This is a genomic window from Serinicoccus marinus DSM 15273 (genome assembly GCF_008386315.1).
Taxonomy (GTDB): Bacteria; Actinomycetota; Actinomycetes; order Actinomycetales; family Dermatophilaceae; genus Ornithinicoccus; species Ornithinicoccus marinus.
On sequence record NZ_CP043808.1, the window covers coordinates 1,363,903 to 1,381,693 of the forward strand.

Below are 17,791 nucleotides of genomic sequence, written 5' to 3' on the forward strand. Positions count from 1 at the left end.
GGAGGGGGTGTGTCAGAGCCGACTCGTACACTTGTCCGTATGAAGTCAGGGTGGGGGAGCGAGGCGGGTGGCGGTCGTGCCGGGGGAGTGTCCGTGCTGCTGGCTGGTCTGGCTGACTCCCTCGACCGCTCCACGACGGCGCTCGCGTCGCCGGCTCTGCTCCAGGAGAGCGAGCTGGGCGACGTGCTGGGCGCGCTGGACGGGGTGGCGGCTCGGACGCACGCGTTGCTCGTCGCGGTGGCGCGCGAAGGGCTGGCGCGAGGGTTGCACCAGGAGGCCGGGTTCTCCGACGTCGACTGGGTCCGGCTGGTATGCCCGGGGCTCGCCTCGCGCACCGCGATCGAGATCGCGATGGTCGCCCGTGCCGCGCAGCAGCGGGTCCACGCCCTCTGGGGGACGCCGTCCAGGACTCGACCGTGCCGGTGCACCGCGCCGCCCAGATCCTGCGGGCACTCACGAGGATCCGGCCCGCGCTCGGGAGAGCGAGTATGCCGAGGCGACTGAGCTCCTGACCGCGGCCGCGGCGCGTGAGGAGTTCGACGAGCGGGACCTGGGCAGGATCACGTCCAAGCTCGTGGCGACGTGCCTGTCCGAGAAGGAGCAGGTGGCGCGCGCCCAGGCGCGCCACGAGCTGCGTGACGTGCACGAGTCGTCGCTGGCCGACGGGTCGCTGCGCCGGTTCGTGCTGACTGTGGGCAGCGACGCCGACTACGAGGCCATCAAGGCTGTGCTGATGTCGCCGCTGGCTGCACCGGCGCCTCGCCCCGATGCGACCACGGACGCGATCACCGAGTTGAGCACGGATGCCGGGGGCGAGGCCGGCCCTGCCACCACCGGCGGTGGGGCTGCTGAGGCCGTCCACGCCACCACTGGCGGCGGACCCACGGTGGCCGGGCTGGACCTGCGCACCGCGGGTCAACGGCGCTACGACGCGTTCATGACGGTCTTCCGCCGTGGCGTGGCGGGCACGCAGGGTCAGCCCACCACCCCGAAGGCGCAGGTCATGGTGACCATCGGGCTGCAGGAGCTGCGCGGTGCCCTGGGTGGGACCGGGCGCACGGTGCACGAGGGCACGGTGCCGGCCCACGAGGTGCGTCAGCTGGCGTGCGAGGCCGACGTCATCCCGGCCGTGCTGGGCGAGGCGGGGCAGATCCTCGACCTCGGGCGGGCCAAGAGGCTGGTCACCCCGGGTCAGCGACGGGCGCTGGCGCACCGGGACGGCGGATGCACCTTCCCCGGGTGTCACGTGCCCGCGACCTGGTGCGATGCGCACCACGTCGTGCACTGGGCCCGCGGTGGCCGCTCGGACCTGGGCAACTACGCGTTGCTCTGTCCTCGGCACCACACCTGGCTGCACCAGCACGACGCGACCGCCGACGTCGACGAGACCGGTGTGCGGTGGCGGCTGCGATGACCCCGCCCCCGCACCCGGCCCGGGCGGGCCGGGCTGTCGGGCTGTGCGTCGGGACTCCGGGGCGCACGAGGAAGTGTCGTCGCCGGCCACAGCAAGGATCCCCGGGCTGACGAGGGCTCAGCCGATGGGGTCGGTCGTGGCAGCCGCAGGACCGGTGATCTCTGGAAGGTCCGGCAGGGACTCCCGCGTCGTCCCTCGAAGCATGACTGGTCCATCCCAGATGTCTGGGATGGCGGTGCCCGCCTCAGCACTGCCAGGGTCGTCGTCACGCCCGACGATGCCGGGCGGCAGGCGGCAGGGACCTACCGACACCCAGGAGATCGATCGTGAACCCAGGAACGAGGCGACGAGAGGGCCGAAGCGACCTTCGACCCTGCCGAGGAACCCGCCGGACAGGTCGTTCGTCGGTCGCCTGGGTGGCAATGGTCGCGGGTGTTGCGGTGCTGTCGGCCTGCTCCGGCAGCGGCGCTGACTCGGCGACGGACGACGGAACCAGTCAGGCGACCGAACAAGAGGACGCCGCAGCGCAGGAGGCCGACGAAGCGGGCGCAGGTAGTGAGGAGGAGGGCACCCAGGAGCGGGACAGCCAGGAGGAGGGCACCCAGGAGCAGGACAGCCAGGAGGGGGACGCCCAGGAGTCGTCGGAGGACACCGAGGCAGACCCGTCCGGCGGGATGGAGCCTGCGGGGGCAGACCCGGGTGAGGAGTCCCTCGAGGTGCTGCTGGCCGACGCGCAGGCTCTCTGTGACGCCTTGGACGAGCAGGAGCTACGCCCGGTGGTGGACGACTTCGTCGAGCTGCGCGCCGACGAGGTGACCGAGGTCGACAGCCTGTGCTCTCTGCGCGACGAGCGTTTCGAGGTGGCACGCGTCTGGGTCCAGGCGGACTGGAGCGAGCGGGAGTTCCTTCAGAGCATGGCCGCGGACCCCTACGAGCCCTGCGAGATCTCCGGACGCCCAGCCGTCTGCCAGAGCCACGAGGGGGACCCGGAGCTGGCCAACGGCTGGCCACGCGTCGCCATCCAGGTCGGGAGCATGGGTGTCGAGACCCAGGCGGCCGACCCGGCGGTGGCCCGAGAGCTCGCCGCGACGGTGCTCGACGACGTGCTGGCGCAGCCGGAGTAGCCCCACTAGCCTGGAGCGATGGCGCGCAGACGGCGAGCGACGCTGGAGCGGTCCCGGCGACAGGTGGCTGGCCTCGCCGAAGACGGTCTGCGGTGGGGGGACTTCGCCGCCGCCGCGCAGGAGGTCATCGACGGCATCGTCCCGCACGACGCCGCCGTGCTCGCGTTGGTCGACCCGGTGTCCGGCATCCTCACCGACACCTTTCGCACGGGGCTGGACGACTCGCTGGACGAGCTCTTCATCAGGCTCGAGCTCACCCACCCCGACCCCATCACCATGACGACCCTGACCGGTCGCCCGGACGGCGTGGGCATCCTCGCCGACCACATCCCTGCGGGTCTGCACAGCACCCCCGGTGCGGGAGCTGCTGGCCCCCCACTTCGACCTCGAGCACGAGATGCGTTCGGTGGTGCGGTCCGGCGGCAGCATGGTGGCCGCGTGCGGGCTCTACCGCGCACCTCACCGACCCGGGTTCACCGCCGATGAGGCAGCCACGCTGAGTGCGCTCGAGGACCTGCTGGCGCCGGAGTGCGTGCGTCGGCTGCCGCCGCTGCTGGTGTCGCGGGTGTTGCGCGCGCGGCACCGGGCGTCGAGGAGGCCCAGGCCTCGGTGCTCGTGGTGGAAGCGGAGGGTCGGGCGAGCGGGACCACCGCGACGGCACAGGCATACCTCGACCAGCTGGGAGGGGGACCCGGCGGAACGCTGCCCGCACCCGTGCGGATGGTCGCCGAGGCCTCTCGCCTGCGTCAGGCCGGTCACATGGTCTCGCCCTTCGTCCGCGCCCGCACCCGTACCGGCCGGTGGCTGATGCTCCGAGCGGCGCCGCTGAGCGGTGACCCGGGCTCGGACCGGACGGTGGTCACGGTCGAGCCCGCGAGCGCCGAGCACACCATGGAGCTGGACCTCGACCTGTATGACGTGACTCCCCGGGAGCGGATGGTGGTGCGCGAGGTGGTCGCGGGGGCTGGGACGACGGCCATCGCCCATCGCCTGGCCATCAGCGCCTACACCGTCCAGGATCACCTCAAGTCGGTTTTCAGAAAGGTAGGGGTCCGCAGCCGGCGTGAGCTCGTCCACGTGCTCACCCACCCTGGTGCGCAGGGTCCGGTAATCGGCCTCGGCCTCGGTGCCACTGTCCGGAAGGAGATGCTGCGAGCCAGGACGTAGATTGAGGTTCATGACCCATGATTCCGACCAGGGCGGCACCGTCTCCGAGGGTGGCTCCGGCTCCCTCAACGAGGAGACTATCCGCGGGGGCGCCGACGCCGTCCCCGAGACCCCGGACACCAACGACACCGGCCCCGACGACGCCACGGCTGAGGACAAGCACGGCGACGAGGCGGAGGGCGATGCGACGGCCGCTCACGGTCGACAGAGCACCGTCGAGGACCGCGGGCGCTGACCCGGACCTGACGGCCAGGACGACCCACGCCTCACCACCCGCACCTGAGGACCAGGACCTGGCATGAGCCGCATCTTCAGCGTCAGGGTCGCCTCGGTCTACCCGCACTACGTGACCAAGGCCGAGCGCAAGGGGCGGACCGAGGCCGAGGTGCGCGAGGTATTCGGGTGGTTGACCGGGTTCGATGACGCCGAGCTGAGCCGGCACCTGGCCGATGGGACGACCTTCGAGGACTTCTTCGCCGCCGCGGACCTCAACCCGCGCGTGGACCAGATCACCGGCTCGGTGTGCGGTGTCAAGGTCCACGAGGTCGAGGACCCGGTTGATGGGGCAGATCAGCTACCTGGACAAGTTCGTCGACGAGCTGGCCAAGGGACGCCCGATGATCAAGGTGCTGAGGTCCTGACGTCGACGCCCCGTCCTGCTCCGGGCGAGCCAGGGACGGGATCCGAGCGCCAGGTGGTCCTGAGATGGTCGCCTGGCGCCCGGGACGGCATACCTGTGTCTGTCAGGCGACGGTGAGGGTGACCTCGATGTTGCCGCGGGTGGCGTTGGAGTAGGGGCACACCTGGTGCGCCTGCTCGACGAGCTTCTCGGCATCGGCGCGCTCGACGTGGGGGAGCGTCACCTCCAGACCGACGGCAAGGCCGAAGCCGCCCTCCCCGTTGGGGCCGATCGCGACATCGGCGACCACCTCGGAGTCGGTCACGTCGGCGCCGGAGCGCTTCGCGACGCCGCGCAGCGCGGAGTGGAAGCACGCGGCATACCCGGCGGCGAAGAGCTGCTCGGGGTTGGTCGCGCCGCCCGGGCCGCCCATCTCCTTCGGGCCGCGGACGTCGGCGGCGAGGATGCCGTCGCTGGACTCGATGCGGCCGTTGCGGCCGTCTCCGGTGGCGAGGGCGGTGGCGGTGTAGAGAGTGTCCATGTGCGCAACTCTATTTTGCGCAATCGAATGGCGCAAACGGGTATGCTGGGCGTATGGACGGCTACCCCCAACTCGCGCTCGACCAGCAGCTCTGCCTGCCGCTCTACGCCGCCTCCCGCGCCGTCACCCGGAGATATGCCGAGCTGCTCGCCGAGGTCGGTCTGACCTACCCGCAGTACCTCACGCTCCTGGCCCTCTGGGACGCGCAGGAGCCGCCGAGCGTGCGCGAGCTCGGCAGCCGGCTGCACCTGGACTCCGGCACGCTCACCCCGCTGCTCAAGCGGATGGAGACCGCGGGCCTCGTCCGGCGGGTGCGCGACGAGCGCGACGAGCGGCGGGTCCTGGTCTCGGTGACCGACCGCGGCTGGTCGCTGCGCGACGACGTCGCCGACGTGCCGGAGCGGCTCGCCGGGGGCATGGGCATGAGCGAGGCGCAGCGCCGTGACCTGCGGTCGTTGCTGGACCAGGTGATCGAGTCGCTGGAGGGTGGGCGGCCGGAGGCCAGCTGAGCCGCGAGCGGGGACGGGTGGAGGAGCGGTAGCTGGCAAGACTAACCCGGGTCGGCCGGGTCAGGCGACGATCTCTGTCGTGTCCTCGAGAGCCGTGTCGTCGAAGGCCGGGTGCCGGCTGCCGACGTCCCGGGCCACGGCCAGGTGACCGCCGAGGTATGCCGCCACGCCGGACGCCCCGGCACCACCGAGTGCGAGCAGGGCGCCGAGCCGGTGGTGACCGCTGCGCCGCGCGAGCCAGGACGCGGCATACGCGCTGGCGGCGAGGCCGTTGCCGGTTGCGTGCACCAGGCCGACCCGCTTGTCGCGGGGACCGGTCTCCGACCACTCCGCCCAGCCGGACCACGCCGTCGGTCCGGCGGTGAGGAGCCCCAGGCCCACCAGCCGCTGCGCCGCCGGTGCGGAGCCGGGCCCGCCGACGACGTCCAGGACGGTCGCCGAGGTCCACGACCCCATGGTGATGTCGGTGAGCAGCGGGTGCAGGGCGTGGCGCCGAGCCACTCGCCGCGCAGCACCCAGCCGGTGGTGCCGGACCCGAAGAGGGAGGTGATGGTCGGCTCGACGGCGCTCACCGCGCCGTCCAGCGCCTCGGTCTGTTCCAGGCGCCGGGTCCAGCGGACGACGGCGGGGACGGGCTGGGACTGGGTCTGCTCCATCGCTCCATGGTGCGCCCGCACGTGCGGGCCCGCACCTCGAGGCGGAGGGTGTGCCGCCGCGGGCACCGGCCCGGAAGCGAGGCTCAGGGGACGAGGCGCCCCCGGAGCAGCGCGCGGAAGTAGAGGAGGGGCTCGACGTAGCGGTCGAAGAGCCACAGCGCGCGGCGCGGGACGCTCAGGTCGACCAGACGTGTCGTCGGTGCCTGCGTGCCGGTCCGGTCGAACTCGGCGAGCAGCAGCCGGCGCCGGTCGAGCGTGACGGGGACGATGGTGTAGCCGTCGTAGCGACGCAGCGGCTGTCCCAGCCGGCTGCGGGCGATGTTGTCGGCCAGCACCTCCACCTGTCGGCGCAGCGCGCCCCCGGACGGCCGGGTGTCGAGCGCCGCGGCGTCGCCCAGGCTCCAGACGCGTGGTGCCGAGCGGTGGGCCATGGTCTCGGGGTCGACGTCGATCTGCCCGGACGCTTCCTCTCGGGCAAGCGGCGCGAGCCACCCCTGGCCCCGGTAGGGCGGCACCACGAAGGCGCGGTCGACCTCGTCGAGCACCGTGGGGGTCGGCCCGTCCACCGTCACCGTCCCTTGCCCGTGGTCGACCGAGGTCACCGTGCTCTCGCGGTGCACGCTGACCTCCAGCTCGCCGAGCTGTGCGTCCAACCGGTCGTCCGCGAACGGCAACCCCAGGACCCCGGTGAACGGCGTCACGAGGTGCACGTCGAGGTCGTTCAGCACGCCGCGCCGGCGCCACTCGTCGCACGCCAGGAAGAACGGCTTGAGCGCCGTTCCGCCGCAGGGGGAGGGCTCGGGCGGGAGGGTGAAGACGACCCGGCCCCTCGACATACCCTCGACGGCCTCCCACACGGCCGGCGCCTGCGACTCCAGGTGGGCGGTCAGCGACCAGCCGGCCGTCATCGCCTCCGCCAGCCCGGGTACGGCGTCGAGGTTCTCCTCCATGCCAGGGGCCAGCACCAAGTCGCCGTAACCCACCCGAGCACCGCCGGACAGCTCGACCTCACGCTCGTCGGTGTGCACGGCCACCGCGCTGTCGCGGATCCAGACGCAACCCGCCGGGATGACCGAGGCGGTGCTGCGCGTCAGCTCGCTCATCGTGGCCTGCCCGCCGGCGACGTAGTTGAGCAGCGGGCGAAACAGGTGCGGCCGGTCCGGCGAGACGATGGCGACGTCCTTCGCGCCGACCCGCAGCAGCCGCGCCGCCAGGGAGACGCCGGCGTTGCCGGCTCCGACGACGACGACATCGTGGCGTGCCATGGTGCTCCCCTCGGTCGGTGCTTCGTCTCGTCAGACTATCCGCGGCGCGGGTGGCCCGAGACCGCGACGAGCCTGCGCAGCGCCCACCGCGCGACCGGGCGGTAGAGCAGGACGACCGGCAACGGCCCCTGCAGCACGAGCCCGGCGTGGGTGTCCTCCGGGGATGCGTCGAGGGTGTGGAGCAGCTGCAGGGTGACGCCCAGCGCGCGGACCTCCCAGGACCAACGCCGGGCCGCCTCGTCGACGGCCTTGACCACGAAGTGCGCCCGCACCCCCACGGGTCCGAGCACCACCCCGGTCAGCCCGGGGTGCAGCCGCCTGTCCACACCGCTCGCCTCGATCTCGACGGCGCGCAGGTGCGGCGCCCAGGAGGACCACCGGTCGGGGTCGGCATACCGCTCCCACGCCTCGTCGACCGGCAGCGGCCCGCTGGCGTGGATCCAGCGCTGTGCGTCAGGCACCCGACGACGGGGGCAGGGCGCAGGCGGCGGTGCCACCGGGCAGCCGACCACGGTTCGCGGCGACCAGCCGGTATACCGCTGCCCCCGGGACCTCCATGACGCGCGAGTCGAGCGCGGCGCCGATCAGCCGCCACGGCTGCGGCGAGCGCAGCAGGACCTGCGCCCACGCGTGGTGGCCGTAGGCGATCGTGCCGTCCTCGAGCACCACCGGCATCTCCAGGCCGGCACGGTCCTCGTCGACCCCGAGAGCCGCCAGGTCGTGGGACTGCAACGAGGACACCTCGACCTGCGCCCCGAGCCGCGGGATCCACCCGGCGGCGCGGGTGCAGAAGCCGCAGTCGGCGTCGTAGAGGACGAGGGCGACGGCTCGGGTGGCGCTGGCGGCGGTCATGGATGCAGTCTCTCGCAGGGCACCTGCAGGTGCGAGCGCGAGCGGAGGTGGGCTCTGGTGATCCTGCGTCTCCGGTCGTTGATCGTCATCGCGCTGGTGCTCGCGATCTGGCTCCTGGGCACCGGTCGACGCGGCCAGCGGCAGACGGTCACCTACGGCCCTCCCCCGACCACCACCCGGCACGACGAGGCGACGGCAGCGGCCCGCGAGCAGCTCCCGGACGACACCGACCTGCCCGTGGACCTGCTGACGTCGCTGAGGCGAGCGCGACCGAAGGACGTCGGCGGCGGGGGAGGGTGAGGGACCTGGCGTCGGCCCCCTGCATGAGGAGCCCCAGGAGCAGCACGACGAGACCGGCCGCGCCGGTGAACCCCAGGTGCTCGTCGAGCACCGCGATCCCGAGGGCCGTGGCGACCAGTGGCTCGGCCAGCATGAGGGTCGCGACCGAGGCGGTGGGCAGGGTGGCCAGCCCGCGGGCGAAGAGCACATACCCCGTGGTCGTCGTCACCAGCCCGAGGTAGAGCGCCAGGCCCATCCCCCGGGCGCTGGCCAGCCAGTCGGTCGGCAGGGCCAGCAGGACGGGCACCAGCAGCGCACCCCCGAGCCCGAAGGCTCCCGCCATCACCGTGACGGGGGCGTGCCCCTCGCGAAGCTGCTGCTTGGCGAGCACCGTGTAGCCGGCGTAGGCGGCCGCGGCGGTCAGGGCGGCGGCGACGCCGGTCACGGAGAAGGCGGCGGACGACTCGCCCCCACCCACGAGCAGCACGAGCCCCGACACGCAGACGCCGGTCGCGACCAGCCACGCCCTCGTGGGACGCTCGCCCAGCAGCACCAGCGCCAGCACGCCCGCGAGCACAGGTCCGGTCCCGATCGTCACCAGCGTGCCGACAGCCACGCCGGTCTGCCCCACCGCGACGAAGAAGCACAGCTGGTATGCCGCGGTGCACACCCCGGCGACCAGCCCGGCACGGGTGCGCCACAGCGCCAGCACGTCGCCGAACCTCGCCCCCATGAGGGGTAGCAGGGCGAGCAGGCCGAGGCCGCCCACGACCAGCCGAGCGGCCCCGACCGCGAGCGGCGTCGTGCCCGCGGGTCCGAGGGCCTGTGCCGTCCCCGTGGTGCCGAACAGGGCTGCGGCCAGGAGGACCGCCAGCGGCCCGGCCGTCCTCATGCGCCGACCAGCTGGGCCGCGATCTCCCGGGCCTCGCCCAACGGGCCGAGGTCACCCTCCAGCCCCGCACGGGCCATCGAGCCCTCGAGGAGGAAGCTGAGGTGGACCGCCAGCGCGTGCGCCTGTGCCGGGTCCAGGACCGTGACGAGCTGCTCCTCGACCAGGTCCTGCACCTGACGCTTGTGCTCGCGCACGACGGCGCGCCCGGGGTCGCCGTCGGCGAGCTCGGCCGCCGCGTTGAGCAGACCGCATCCGCGAAAGCCGGTGGTCCGCGACGTCGCGGCGTGGTCGGCATACGCGTCGAAGACCGCCAGCACCCGCTCCTGTGGCGTCCTGGTCGGCGCGAGCCGGACGGCATACAGGTCCAGCCACTCCTCGTGCCGCCGCTGCAGGTATGCCTCGACCAGGTCCGCCTTGGACGCGAAGTTGTTGTAGAGGCTCATCTTGGCCACGCCGGCGTCCGCGGTGATCGCGTCGATGCCGGTCGCGGCGACGCCGGCGCTGTAGAAGCGTGCGGCGGCAGCCTCGAGCAGGCGCTCCCTCGCGCTGGGGCGGGTGGGGGACTGGGGGGACATGGGTAGCCTCCTGGGAGTAGGTAGATCAGTCTACCTAATCACTGACGTGGGAGGTCGGCTACCGCGGCTCCTCCCGCTTCGTCGACGAGATCAGCGACGCGCTGCAGCTCATGGCGTCCGGCGTCGACGTCGGGCCCGCTCGTGACGCACAGCTTCCCCCTTCGCCGACGCCGTCGAGGCCTTCGCCGTCGCCGCCGACCGGGGCACCGCTCGAGGCAAGGTCATGCTCGAGCCGTCGACCCCCGCTCGGACCGACGGGCGTCCTCCACCTGGCCGTCCGCGCTGACCGGGTGCTCGTCGATCGCCTCGGCCGTGGCGGTCGGGTGGGCGCCCCGGTCGGGCGCGGGTCGAGGTGCACGCCGGCGATCATGCAGCGCACCGACCCGCCGGCCAGCTCGATGGTGGGGATGTCGACCGAGACGATCTCGCAGGAGCGCTCGATGACGGTCAGCTGCTCGCCGGTGAGTCGCGCCGGGCGCGGCCCGACATCGCCATGATGTGGCGCTTGCGCCCCTCGGGCGTCCGCCCGCACAGCTCGACGGCGTTGCCCGCGAACTCGCGCACCTGCTCCTCGCTCAGCTCGACGATCTCCCGCCCGGTGACCTCCAGCCGCTCGCGCACCTCGCCCCCGCCACCACCCCCCCCCGCCGCGCTGCTCGTCGGCGATGAGGTCCAGCGCCACGAGCGCGACCTCGGTGCCGATGCAGGCGATGACGTTGGTGTGGTAGACCGGCACCCCGCCGGAGTCGATGGCGTCGAAGGGCATCGGCTCGTAGTTGAAGTCGCTGCAGAAGCGCTCCAGCACGTGCGTGTCCGCACGGTGGCTGACCGCGGTGTAGGCGACCCGCGAGACGTGGTCGAGCACCATCGCCCCGGTGCCCTCGAGGAAGATCCCGTCCGGCTCCAGCCCGGAGTAGTCGACGATCGTCTGCAGCCGGTAGTCCGCCTTGAGCATCTCCAGGATGTCCCCGCGCCGCTCGTGCCGGCGGTTCGAGGCATACATCGGGTAGACCGCGACGTAGCCGCCCGGATGGGTCGAGAGCCAGTTGTTGGGGAAGACGCTGTCGGGGCGGGTGTGGTCGGAGTCGCCGAAGACGTGCACCCGCACGCCGGCGTCGCGCAGCGCCTGCGCCACCGCGTCCATCTCCGCCAGCGCCGCCGCCGAGGTGGCCTCCGTCGACTGCCCGACGGGCACGTCGTGCTGGAAGGCGTTGTCCGCCGCCGTGGCCGGGTTGGGCACGAACTTCTCGGCGCGGATGAGGATGACGGACGACGGGGCCTGGGCACTCACGCCAGGCAATGTAAGGCATCCCGGTGAAGGTCCCGAAAAACTTCGCGGCAGCTGTCGAGCGGCCCGAGATCGAAGGAGACCACGATGAAGTACCTGGTGCTGCTCATGGCCGACGGCGAGCTCCCGTCCTGGTCCGGCATGTCGCAGGAGGAGCAGGGGGTGATGATCGAGCAGTTCGAGGAGTTCGGCCGCGCCTGCGAGGCCCGCGAGGGCGTCGAGATCCTGTGCGTTGAGGCGCTCGGTGCCGGCGACACGGCGACCACGGTCCGCACCCGCGGCGGCGGCCCGGCGCTGGCCGGGGGAGGGCGTGCCCGACAACCCGGCCGGGTGGCTGCAGACCGTCGCCCGACGCCGGGTGGTAGACCGGCTGCGCTCCGAGGCGATGGCGCACCGCCGCCACGCCCTGGTCGCCACCGACCTGGACCGCCGGCCGCCCAGCGCCAGGGCCGACCCGGGCGGCCTCGTCGAGGACGACCTGCTCCGGCTGGTGCTCATGTGCACCCACCCGGCGCTGGCTCCCGAGGCCGCGAGCGCCCTCGCGCTGCGGCTCGTGCTCGGCGTCAGCACCCACGACATCGCGCGTCTCTTCCTCGTCCCCGAGCCCACGATGACAGCCCGCCTCACCCGCGCGAAGAAGACGATCGTCGCCTGGCACCGGGAGGAGATCGACGAGGCCCTGGGGCTGCTCACCTCGCCCGCGCTCGTGGACGCCGAGCTGCCCGACGGGGCGGCGACCTACCTGCTCCGGGCGCTCGTCGGCGCCGAGCACGCGACCGCCCCCTCGGCCGCGGCGACCCGGTGGGACCGCGTGACGCGGCACTACGACCAGCTGGTCCGGCTCGACCCGGGCTCGGCGGCGCGAGCTCGCGCGGTGAGACCCCGGAGCGGGATCAGGAGTCGTGCAGGATCTCCCCGCCGCGGACGACCAACCGGGTCTCGAGGTCGGCGTCGAGCCCGACGAGGTCGGCGCGGCCGCCCACGGTGATCTTCCCGGCGTCGAGCCCGAGGGTGCGTGCCGGGTCGCTGGTGGCGGCCACGAGAGCGTCCTCGGGGGCGAGCCCGGCGCCGACGGCCCGCCGCACGGCCCGGCCCAGGGTGAGCGTGCTCCCGGCGATGCTCCCGGTGTCGACCGAGCGCGCGACGCCGTCCACGACGTCGACCTCCATCGAGCCCAGCGCGTAGCGGCCGTCCTCGGCGGCCGCCGCGGCCATCGCGTCGCTGATGAGCACCATCCGCGCCCGGGAGCTGCGGTGGAGCAGGTCGACGACGTCGTCGTGCAGGTGCACCCCGTCGACGATGAGCTCCAGGGTGAGCCGCGCGTCGGCCAGCGCGGCGATGACCGGCCCGGGGTCGCGATGGTGGATCGGGCGCATGGCGTTGCACAGGTGCGTGACGACCTCCGCGCCGGCGTCGACCGCCGCCCGGAGCTGGTCGGCATCGGCGTCGGTGTGCCCGACCGCGACGACGACGCCGGCGCCCACGAGCCGGCGGATCGCGTCCAGGCTCCCCGGCAGTTCGGGAGCGATCGTCACCATGCAGATGCTCCCGGCGCCGGCCTCCAGCACGGCGTCGATCTCGGCCGGGTCGGGGTGGCGCAGCACCGCCGGGTCGTGCGCGCCGCGACGCGCCTCGTTGAGCCAGGGCCCCTCGAGGTGGATCCCGGCGATCATCCGCCCCCGCACCAGCGGTGCCAGGGCCCGCACCTGGGCGAGCAGCGTGTCCGGCGCCGCGGAGACCAGCGAGGCCATGACGGTGCTCGTCCCGGCGAGGTGGTGGGCCATGGCGGCGCTGCTCACCTCGTCCGGGTCGACGGTGGCGAAGCTGTGGCCGCCGCCGCCGTGGCAGTGGATGTCGACGAAGCCAGGGGAGAGGAGCGCCGTATGCCGGTCCGCCGGCTCGGTCGGGGCGCCTCGCCCCACGCGGGCGATCTGGCCCCCCTCCACGGCGACCCAGCCGCCGGAGAGGCTGCCGTCCGGCCACAGCACCTGCTCGGCCGAGACGAGCCTCACGGCTCACCGCCGAGGCCGCGCAACGCCGTGGCACCGGCCAGCGCGCTCACCCGGCCGCCGCCGTAGGTCCGCACGACGCGGGGCACGGCCAGGTCGGCGGGGAGATCCCGGATACCGGTGTGCACGAGCGCGTCGGCACGGCCCAGCAGCCCGCGGATCGTGGGGTCGTCCCACTCACTGTGGTCGTCGCTCACGAGCACCAGTGGACCACGGTCGGTGCCCGCGGTCACGTCGTCCACCGCCTCGTCCACGGTCTGGTCCGGCGTGCGGACCCGGCCCGAGAGCTCTTGCGCGAGCACCTCGGACACGACCTCCTGACGGGCGCCGCTGGCGATGTTGCCCCGCCTGCTGAGCGCCACCACGTCCGCCCCGGACAGCGACCCGCCCACCCCCGTGACGCGCACCGCTCGCGAAGCGACCCGCTGCCCCAGGTCGTCGGGCGCCTCCCGTGGCTGCGAGGTGGGGTCCCCGCCGTCGGCCGCCGCCCCGCCGTCACCTCTGCCATGACCGGCACGTCGCGCCGCCTGCCGCGCTCCCAGCGCCCGCACCCGGCCGGCGGCCTCGGCCAGCCGGGCCGCGGAGAGCTCGCCGTCGCGCACCGCGGCCACCACAGCCTCCACCAGCCGCACGGTGTCCTCGGCCGCGTCGTAGTCGCCGGGGAAGACCGGGTTGCCGATGCAGAGCAGGTCGGCCCCGGCGGCCAGGGCGAGCACCGCGCTGTGCTCCCGCCCGTAGCGGTCGGCCACCGCCGCCATGTCGAGCGCGTCGGTGCAGATCACCCCGGTGAGGCCGAGCTCCTCGCGGAGCATCCCGAGCAGCGCCGGGTTGAGCGTCGCCGGCAGGTCGCCGTGCCCCGGCACGACCAGGTGACCGGTCATGATCGCGTCCGTCCCCGCGTCGACCGCGGCGCGGAAGGGCACCAGCTCACGACTCGTGAGGGTCTGTGGGTCGACGTCGAGGACGGGCAGGTCGAGGTGGGAGTCGAGGGTGGTCGACCCGTGACCGGGGAAGTGCTTGGCGCAGGACGCCACGCCCGCCTCCGCGAGTCCCGCAACGGCCGCGCTCACGTGCCGCGCGGCCAGCCCGGCGTCCGCCCCGAACGACCGCACGCCGATGACCGGGTTGTCCGGCTCGGTGTTGACGTCGGCGTCGGGCGCCGCGGTGAGGTCGATCCCGGCCGCGGCGAGCTGCTCGCCCAGCCCCCGGTATACCGTCCGCGTCGCCTCCGCGTCGTCGACGACCCCGAGCGCCCACGCACCCGGCCAGGGCGAGCCCTCGGCGTGGTGCAGCCGGGTGACGGTGCCGCCCTCCTCGTCGGCGCAGACCAGCGCCTCCGCGCGCCGCCCGTGCACCGCGTCGGTGAGCGCCCGCACCTGCGCTTCGTCCTCGACGTTGTGCCCGAAGAGCCACACCCCGCCCAGGCCCTCGTCGAGCAGCTGCTCCAGCCAGGGCGGCAGCGTCGTCCCGACGAAGCCGGGCGCGAGCACGCCGAGCGCGTCCCGCCGCAGGTCGTCCCCGGCGGGGAGGTCGGTCTGGTTCATCCCTTGGTCGCTCCTGCCATGAGGCCGCCGGACAGCCGGGACTGCACGGCGACGAAGAAGATCATGACCGGCACGGTGATGATCGAGCTGGCCGCCATGACCGCGCCCCAGTCGGTGCCGCTGCGGGTGAAGAAGGTCCGCAGCCCGACGGCGGCGGTATACATGTCGTCGTCCGCCATGAAGGTGAGCGCGAAGATGAACTCGTTCCACGCCAGGATGAAGCTGAAGACGCTCACCGCCACGAGCCCGGGGGCGACGAGCGGGAAGAGCACCTTCCAGAACATCTGCCACCAGCTCGCACCGTCGAGGTAGGCCGCCTCCTCCAGCTCGACCGGGACCGCCGCCACGAAGCCGCGCAGCGTCCAGATCGCGAAGGACAGGCTGAAGGCGATGTAGACCACCGACAGCCCGAGCAGGCTGTTGAGCAATCCCAGGGTCTTGGCCTGCAGGAACAGCGGGATGACGAGTGCCTCCATCGGCACCATCTGCACGATGAGGATCATCATGAGGATCTTGGTGCGCCCGGAGAAGCGGAACCGCGCCACGGCGACCGCGGCGAAGAGCGCGAGCAGCCCGCTGGCGACGACGGTGACGACCGCGACGATGAGCGAGTTGAGCAGGTAGTCCGGGAACCGCGTCTCGGAGAAGATCCGGGCGAAGTGCTCGAACGAGATGCCGGCGGGTATGACGCCGCGCCCGCCCGCGTTCGCCGCCGGGTCGACGGCGGTGCCGAGCATGACGAAGACCGGGAAGATGCTGAAGACGACGACCACGAGGCTGGCCAGCACCAGCCCGCTGCGTCCGAGCAGGCGCCTCACAGCTCCTCCTCCTTGAACAGGGTGCGCAGGTAGACCGCGGTGATGACGAGCAGCAGCAGGGTCAGCAGCACCGCGATGGCGGCGCCGAGGCCGAACTTGTTCTGCGACATCGCGGTGATGTAGCTCCAGGTGCCGAGGTTGAGCACCTCACGGTTGGAGCCGTCGCCGCCGGGCATGAGGTAGATCTGGGTGAAGACCTTGAAGTCCCAGATCGTCGACAGGATGGTGACGATCGCGAAGACCGGCTTGAGCATCGGCAGCGTGACGTGCCGGAAGCGTTGCCAGGCGTTGGCGCCGTCGATCATCGCCGCCTCGGGCAGCTCGGTCGGGATCGTCATGAGCCCCGCGAGCACGGTGACCGCGACGAAGGGGAAGCCGTGGTGCACGACGTTGAGGGTGGCGATGGCGTAGAACCAGCCGCGCTCGGTGAAGAGGTTCTGGGTGGCGACGTCGACCAGGCCGAGCTGGCCGAGCAGCCCGGTGAGGAAGCCGGCGCGGGCGTCGAAGAGGTAGACCCAGACATACGTCCCGGTCACGGCGGGGACGGCCCAGGCGGCCATGACCGACATCGTCACCAGCGTCCGCCACCCCGGCGGCAGCCGGTGCAGCAGCAGCGCGACCAGCGTGCCGACGAGCACCGTGAGGACGACGCAGACGAGCGCGAAGAGGACGGTGTTGGGCAGCGCGACCTTCCACAGCCGCTCGTCGGTGAGGACGTCGCGGTAGTTCTCGACCGCCACGAACTCCGCGCCGCCGCGGACGAGCTCGCGCAGCCCGAAGTCCTGGAAGGACAGGATGACCACGCGGAGCATCGGCCACAGCAGCAGGATGCCGATGACGGCCAGGGTCGGCGCGAGCAGCAGCCACGGCCGCCGCGCCGACCCCAGGGCGGGCGAGCTCACGAGCCGAAGATCTCGTTCATCTCGTCCGCGGCGGTCGTGGTGGCCTCCTCGACGCTGGCCTTGCCGCCGAGGATCGACTCCATCATCGCCGGGATCGTCTGCGCGCCCTCGACCTGGCCCCACAGCGGGGTGACCGGGAGCGTGGCGCTGCCGTCCTGCATCTGCTGGGCGAAGGGCGCGACCAGCGGGTCGTCCGCCTCCTCCAGCTGGGTCAGCAGGTCGGTGGTGGCCGGGAAGAAGCCGGTCTGCTCGCCCCACTTCTCGGCGAACTCACCGGTGGTCATCATCTCCACGAAGGTCCACGCCAGCTCCTCGTTCTCCGTCGTCTCGAAGACCGACAGGTGCGAGCCACCCGCGAAGGAGGGGGCCATGCCGCCGTCCTGGCCGGGGATCGGCACCACGCCAAGCTTGCCCTCGAGGTCGCCGTTGGCCTCGATGATCGACTTCGGCGTCCACGAGCCGCTGATGATCATGCCGGCCTCGCCGCGGGCGAAGGCGTCGCGGGTGTCCGCCTCGTTCCACGTGCTCGCGGCCGGGGTCGACAGGTCGTGCTCGCTCGCCAGGCTCTCCAGGAAGGTCAGCCCCTCGACCGCCTCGGCCGAGTCCAGGCCGGAGGTCCAGGTGTCGCCGTCCTGGGTGGCGACCTCGCCGCCCGCGCCCCAGATGAACGGGGTCGTGGTGTGCGTGGAGTTCGGCACCGGGAAGGGGATGAGCTCGGGGTCGGACTCCTTGAGCGCCTCGCCGACCGAGACGATCTCGTCCCACGTGGTCGGCGGCTCCACGCCGGCCTCCTCGAGCAGGTCGGTGCGGTAGACGATCGAGCGGACACCGGCATACCAGGGCGCGCCGTAGACGGCGTCGTCGTAGGTGCCGGCGTCGAGGACGCTGTCGACGTAGGCGTCGCCGAGGCCGGCCTCCTCGATGTGGCCGGAGAGGTCCATGAGCGCGCCCGCGTCGCCGAACTCGGGGGTCCAGGTGGTGCCGACCTCCGCGACGTCCGGGCCGGTGCCGCCGGCGATGGAGTTGGTGAACTTGTCGTGCGCCGAGGCCCACGGGACGAACTGGATGTCGAGGGTGGCTCCGGTCTCGTCCTCGAAGGCGGTGCTCACCTCGTCGAAGAAGGCGGTCGGGTCGGGGTTGGTGCCCTCCATGATCCAGACGGTGAGGGTCTCGCCCGAGGCATCACCACCGCCGCTCTCGCCGGAGCCGTCGCCGGAGCCGCCGTCGTCGCCGCCGCAGGCGGACAGGGTCAGGGAGGTGATGGCCGCCAGCGCGAGGAGGCGGGTGGCACGGGATGCGCTCTTCATGGTGTGTCCTTTCGAGGGGTGTCGCATGGT

The 17,791-nt window shown here is 72.8% G+C and carries 22 protein-coding genes and 2 pseudogenes; 9 read left to right on the top strand and 15 right to left on the bottom strand.

The genetic code is table 11. From position 1 onward, the window contains the following. Nucleotides 1–39 precede the first annotated feature (39 nt). The 7 genes and pseudogenes from FU792_RS17785 to FU792_RS06310 all read left to right on the top strand — a co-directional run bounded on the left by FU792_RS17785 (nt 40) and on the right by FU792_RS06310 (nt 4,346). Nucleotides 40–504 carry a hypothetical protein gene (locus FU792_RS17785; RefSeq protein ID WP_238706062.1) on the top strand — a complete coding sequence of 155 codons (465 nt, stop codon included), beginning with the start codon at nt 40–42 and terminating at the stop codon, nt 502–504. Nucleotides 505–574: 70 nt separating this feature from the next. Continuing rightward, nucleotides 575–1,414, top strand: a complete 840-nt coding sequence (locus tag FU792_RS17790) for an HNH endonuclease signature motif containing protein (RefSeq protein WP_238706063.1) — start codon at nt 575–577, stop codon at nt 1,412–1,414. Between the two features lie 422 nt (nt 1,415–1,836). Next, nucleotides 1,837–2,538 carry a hypothetical protein gene (locus FU792_RS06290; protein ID WP_022924574.1) on the top strand — a complete coding sequence of 234 codons (702 nt, stop codon included), beginning with the start codon at nt 1,837–1,839 and terminating at the stop codon, nt 2,536–2,538. Nucleotides 2,539–2,556: 18 nt separating this feature from the next. Next, nucleotides 2,557–3,024 carry a hypothetical protein gene (locus tag FU792_RS06295; protein WP_149814631.1) on the top strand — a complete coding sequence of 156 codons (468 nt, stop codon included), beginning with the start codon at nt 2,557–2,559 and terminating at the stop codon, nt 3,022–3,024. 234 nt (nt 3,025–3,258) lie between these two features. Beyond that, entirely contained in the window at nt 3,259–3,705 is a 447-nt protein-coding gene (locus tag FU792_RS06300) for a helix-turn-helix transcriptional regulator (RefSeq protein ID WP_149814632.1), read from the top strand. Between the two features lie 10 nt (nt 3,706–3,715). Further along, nucleotides 3,716–3,940: a hypothetical protein gene (locus tag FU792_RS06305; protein ID WP_022924572.1), complete on the top strand. Its 225-nt coding sequence runs from the start codon at nt 3,716–3,718 to the stop codon at nt 3,938–3,940. 63 nt (nt 3,941–4,003) lie between these two features. After that, a pseudogene (locus FU792_RS06310) lies at nt 4,004–4,346 on the top strand (DUF2200 domain-containing protein). 102 nt (nt 4,347–4,448) lie between these two features. Here the strand turns inward: FU792_RS06310 and FU792_RS06315 are convergent. After that, nucleotides 4,449–4,865, bottom strand: coding sequence for an organic hydroperoxide resistance protein (locus FU792_RS06315; protein ID WP_028130940.1), 417 nt, complete (start codon nt 4,863–4,865; stop codon nt 4,449–4,451). A 53-nt stretch (nt 4,866–4,918) separates the two neighbouring features. On the opposite strand from FU792_RS06315, the gene FU792_RS06320 reads away from it, so the two are divergent. Next, nucleotides 4,919–5,374, top strand: coding sequence for a MarR family winged helix-turn-helix transcriptional regulator (locus tag FU792_RS06320; protein WP_022924570.1), 456 nt, complete (start codon nt 4,919–4,921; stop codon nt 5,372–5,374). Nucleotides 5,375–5,434: 60 nt separating this feature from the next. Here FU792_RS06320 and FU792_RS06325 read toward each other — a convergent pair whose 3' ends face one another. The 9 genes and pseudogenes from FU792_RS06325 to FU792_RS18425 all read right to left on the bottom strand — a co-directional run. Next, the gene (locus FU792_RS06325; protein ID WP_238706064.1) at nt 5,435–5,875 is read right to left on the bottom strand and encodes a (2Fe-2S)-binding protein; all 441 of its coding nucleotides are present in this window, start codon (nt 5,873–5,875) and stop codon (nt 5,435–5,437) included. A gap of 238 nt (nt 5,876–6,113) precedes the next feature. Beyond that, nucleotides 6,114–7,295: an NAD(P)/FAD-dependent oxidoreductase gene (locus FU792_RS06330; RefSeq protein WP_022924568.1), complete on the bottom strand. Its 1,182-nt coding sequence runs from the start codon at nt 7,293–7,295 to the stop codon at nt 6,114–6,116. A 35-nt stretch (nt 7,296–7,330) separates the two neighbouring features. Continuing rightward, complete coding sequence (locus FU792_RS06335) at nt 7,331–7,756, bottom strand: SRPBCC family protein (protein WP_022924567.1); 426 nt, start codon at nt 7,754–7,756, stop codon at nt 7,331–7,333. Continuing rightward, on the bottom strand, nt 7,749–8,147 hold the full coding sequence (locus FU792_RS06340; protein WP_022924566.1) for a thiol-disulfide oxidoreductase DCC family protein: 399 nt from the start codon (nt 8,145–8,147) through the stop codon (nt 7,749–7,751). Before FU792_RS06340 ends, FU792_RS06335 begins: the two co-directional genes overlap by 8 nt. A gap of 148 nt (nt 8,148–8,295) precedes the next feature. Beyond that, on the bottom strand, nt 8,296–9,318 hold the full coding sequence (locus tag FU792_RS06345; RefSeq protein ID WP_022924565.1) for a DMT family transporter: 1,023 nt from the start codon (nt 9,316–9,318) through the stop codon (nt 8,296–8,298). After that, nucleotides 9,315–9,893: a TetR/AcrR family transcriptional regulator gene (locus FU792_RS06350; protein ID WP_022924564.1), complete on the bottom strand. Its 579-nt coding sequence runs from the start codon at nt 9,891–9,893 to the stop codon at nt 9,315–9,317. Before FU792_RS06350 ends, FU792_RS06345 begins: the two co-directional genes overlap by 4 nt. Nucleotides 9,894–9,951: 58 nt before the next feature. Next, on the bottom strand, nt 9,952–10,425 hold the full coding sequence (locus FU792_RS18415) for an arginine deiminase-related protein (protein ID WP_275100772.1): 474 nt from the start codon (nt 10,423–10,425) through the stop codon (nt 9,952–9,954). Next, nucleotides 10,341–10,712 (bottom strand): arginine deiminase-related protein, encoded by a 372-nt coding sequence (locus FU792_RS18420; protein WP_275100773.1) that lies wholly within the window; start codon nt 10,710–10,712, stop codon nt 10,341–10,343. Before FU792_RS18420 ends, FU792_RS18415 begins: the two co-directional genes overlap by 85 nt. Beyond that, nucleotides 10,606–11,184, bottom strand: a pseudogene (locus tag FU792_RS18425) (arginine deiminase-related protein); the annotation flags it as partial. The pseudogene FU792_RS18425 and the gene FU792_RS18420, both read right to left, overlap by 107 nt. Before the next feature lie 241 nt (nt 11,185–11,425). Between FU792_RS18425 and FU792_RS06360 the strand changes: the two are divergent. After that, on the top strand, nt 11,426–12,169 hold the full coding sequence (locus FU792_RS06360) for a sigma factor-like helix-turn-helix DNA-binding protein (RefSeq protein ID WP_022924561.1): 744 nt from the start codon (nt 11,426–11,428) through the stop codon (nt 12,167–12,169). Here the strand turns inward: FU792_RS06360 and FU792_RS06365 are convergent. Genes FU792_RS06365 through FU792_RS06385 form a run of 5 tightly spaced genes read right to left on the bottom strand, consistent with a single transcriptional unit; the run spans nt 12,075 to nt 17,761 of the window. Further along, the gene (locus FU792_RS06365) at nt 12,075–13,193 is read right to left on the bottom strand and encodes an N-acetylglucosamine-6-phosphate deacetylase (RefSeq protein ID WP_022924560.1); all 1,119 of its coding nucleotides are present in this window, start codon (nt 13,191–13,193) and stop codon (nt 12,075–12,077) included. The two genes, FU792_RS06360 and FU792_RS06365, sit on opposite strands and share 95 nt — an antisense overlap. Next, a complete protein-coding gene (locus FU792_RS06370; RefSeq protein WP_022924559.1) occupies nt 13,190–14,734 on the bottom strand; it encodes a glycoside hydrolase family 3 N-terminal domain-containing protein in 1,545 nt (514 codons plus the stop codon). Before FU792_RS06370 ends, FU792_RS06365 begins: the two co-directional genes overlap by 4 nt. Then, on the bottom strand, nt 14,731–15,552 hold the full coding sequence (locus FU792_RS06375) for a carbohydrate ABC transporter permease (RefSeq protein WP_022924558.1): 822 nt from the start codon (nt 15,550–15,552) through the stop codon (nt 14,731–14,733). Before FU792_RS06375 ends, FU792_RS06370 begins: the two co-directional genes overlap by 4 nt. After that, the gene (locus tag FU792_RS06380) at nt 15,549–16,454 is read right to left on the bottom strand and encodes a carbohydrate ABC transporter permease (RefSeq protein WP_022924557.1); all 906 of its coding nucleotides are present in this window, start codon (nt 16,452–16,454) and stop codon (nt 15,549–15,551) included. Before FU792_RS06380 ends, FU792_RS06375 begins: the two co-directional genes overlap by 4 nt. Beyond that, the gene (locus tag FU792_RS06385; protein WP_022924556.1) at nt 16,451–17,761 is read right to left on the bottom strand and encodes a sugar ABC transporter substrate-binding protein; all 1,311 of its coding nucleotides are present in this window, start codon (nt 17,759–17,761) and stop codon (nt 16,451–16,453) included. Before FU792_RS06385 ends, FU792_RS06380 begins: the two co-directional genes overlap by 4 nt. Nucleotides 17,762–17,791: the final 30 nt, after the last annotated feature.

Excerpts from the sequence above, each read along its gene's own strand:
- FU792_RS06295 (WP_149814631.1), top strand. The coding sequence starts at position 2,557 with ATGGCGCGCAGACGGCGAGCGACGCTGGAGCGGTCCCGGCGACAGGTG.
- FU792_RS06330 (WP_022924568.1), bottom strand. The coding sequence starts at position 7,295 with ATGGCACGCCACGATGTCGTCGTCGTCGGAGCCGGCAACGCCGGCGTC.
- FU792_RS06300 (WP_149814632.1), top strand. The coding sequence starts at position 3,259 with ATGGTCGCCGAGGCCTCTCGCCTGCGTCAGGCCGGTCACATGGTCTCG.
- FU792_RS06370 (WP_022924559.1), bottom strand. The coding sequence starts at position 14,734 with ATGAACCAGACCGACCTCCCCGCCGGGGACGACCTGCGGCGGGACGCG.
- FU792_RS06315 (WP_028130940.1), bottom strand. The coding sequence starts at position 4,865 with ATGGACACTCTCTACACCGCCACCGCCCTCGCCACCGGAGACGGCCGC.
- FU792_RS17785 (WP_238706062.1), top strand. The coding sequence starts at position 40 with ATGAAGTCAGGGTGGGGGAGCGAGGCGGGTGGCGGTCGTGCCGGGGGA.
- FU792_RS06305 (WP_022924572.1), top strand. The coding sequence starts at position 3,716 with ATGACCCATGATTCCGACCAGGGCGGCACCGTCTCCGAGGGTGGCTCC.
- FU792_RS06290 (WP_022924574.1), top strand. The coding sequence starts at position 1,837 with ATGGTCGCGGGTGTTGCGGTGCTGTCGGCCTGCTCCGGCAGCGGCGCT.
- FU792_RS06345 (WP_022924565.1), bottom strand. The coding sequence starts at position 9,318 with ATGAGGACGGCCGGGCCGCTGGCGGTCCTCCTGGCCGCAGCCCTGTTC.
- FU792_RS06340 (WP_022924566.1), bottom strand. The coding sequence starts at position 8,147 with ATGACCGCCGCCAGCGCCACCCGAGCCGTCGCCCTCGTCCTCTACGAC.
- FU792_RS06320 (WP_022924570.1), top strand. The coding sequence starts at position 4,919 with ATGGACGGCTACCCCCAACTCGCGCTCGACCAGCAGCTCTGCCTGCCG.
- FU792_RS06385 (WP_022924556.1), bottom strand. The coding sequence starts at position 17,761 with ATGAAGAGCGCATCCCGTGCCACCCGCCTCCTCGCGCTGGCGGCCATC.
- FU792_RS06350 (WP_022924564.1), bottom strand. The coding sequence starts at position 9,893 with ATGTCCCCCCAGTCCCCCACCCGCCCCAGCGCGAGGGAGCGCCTGCTC.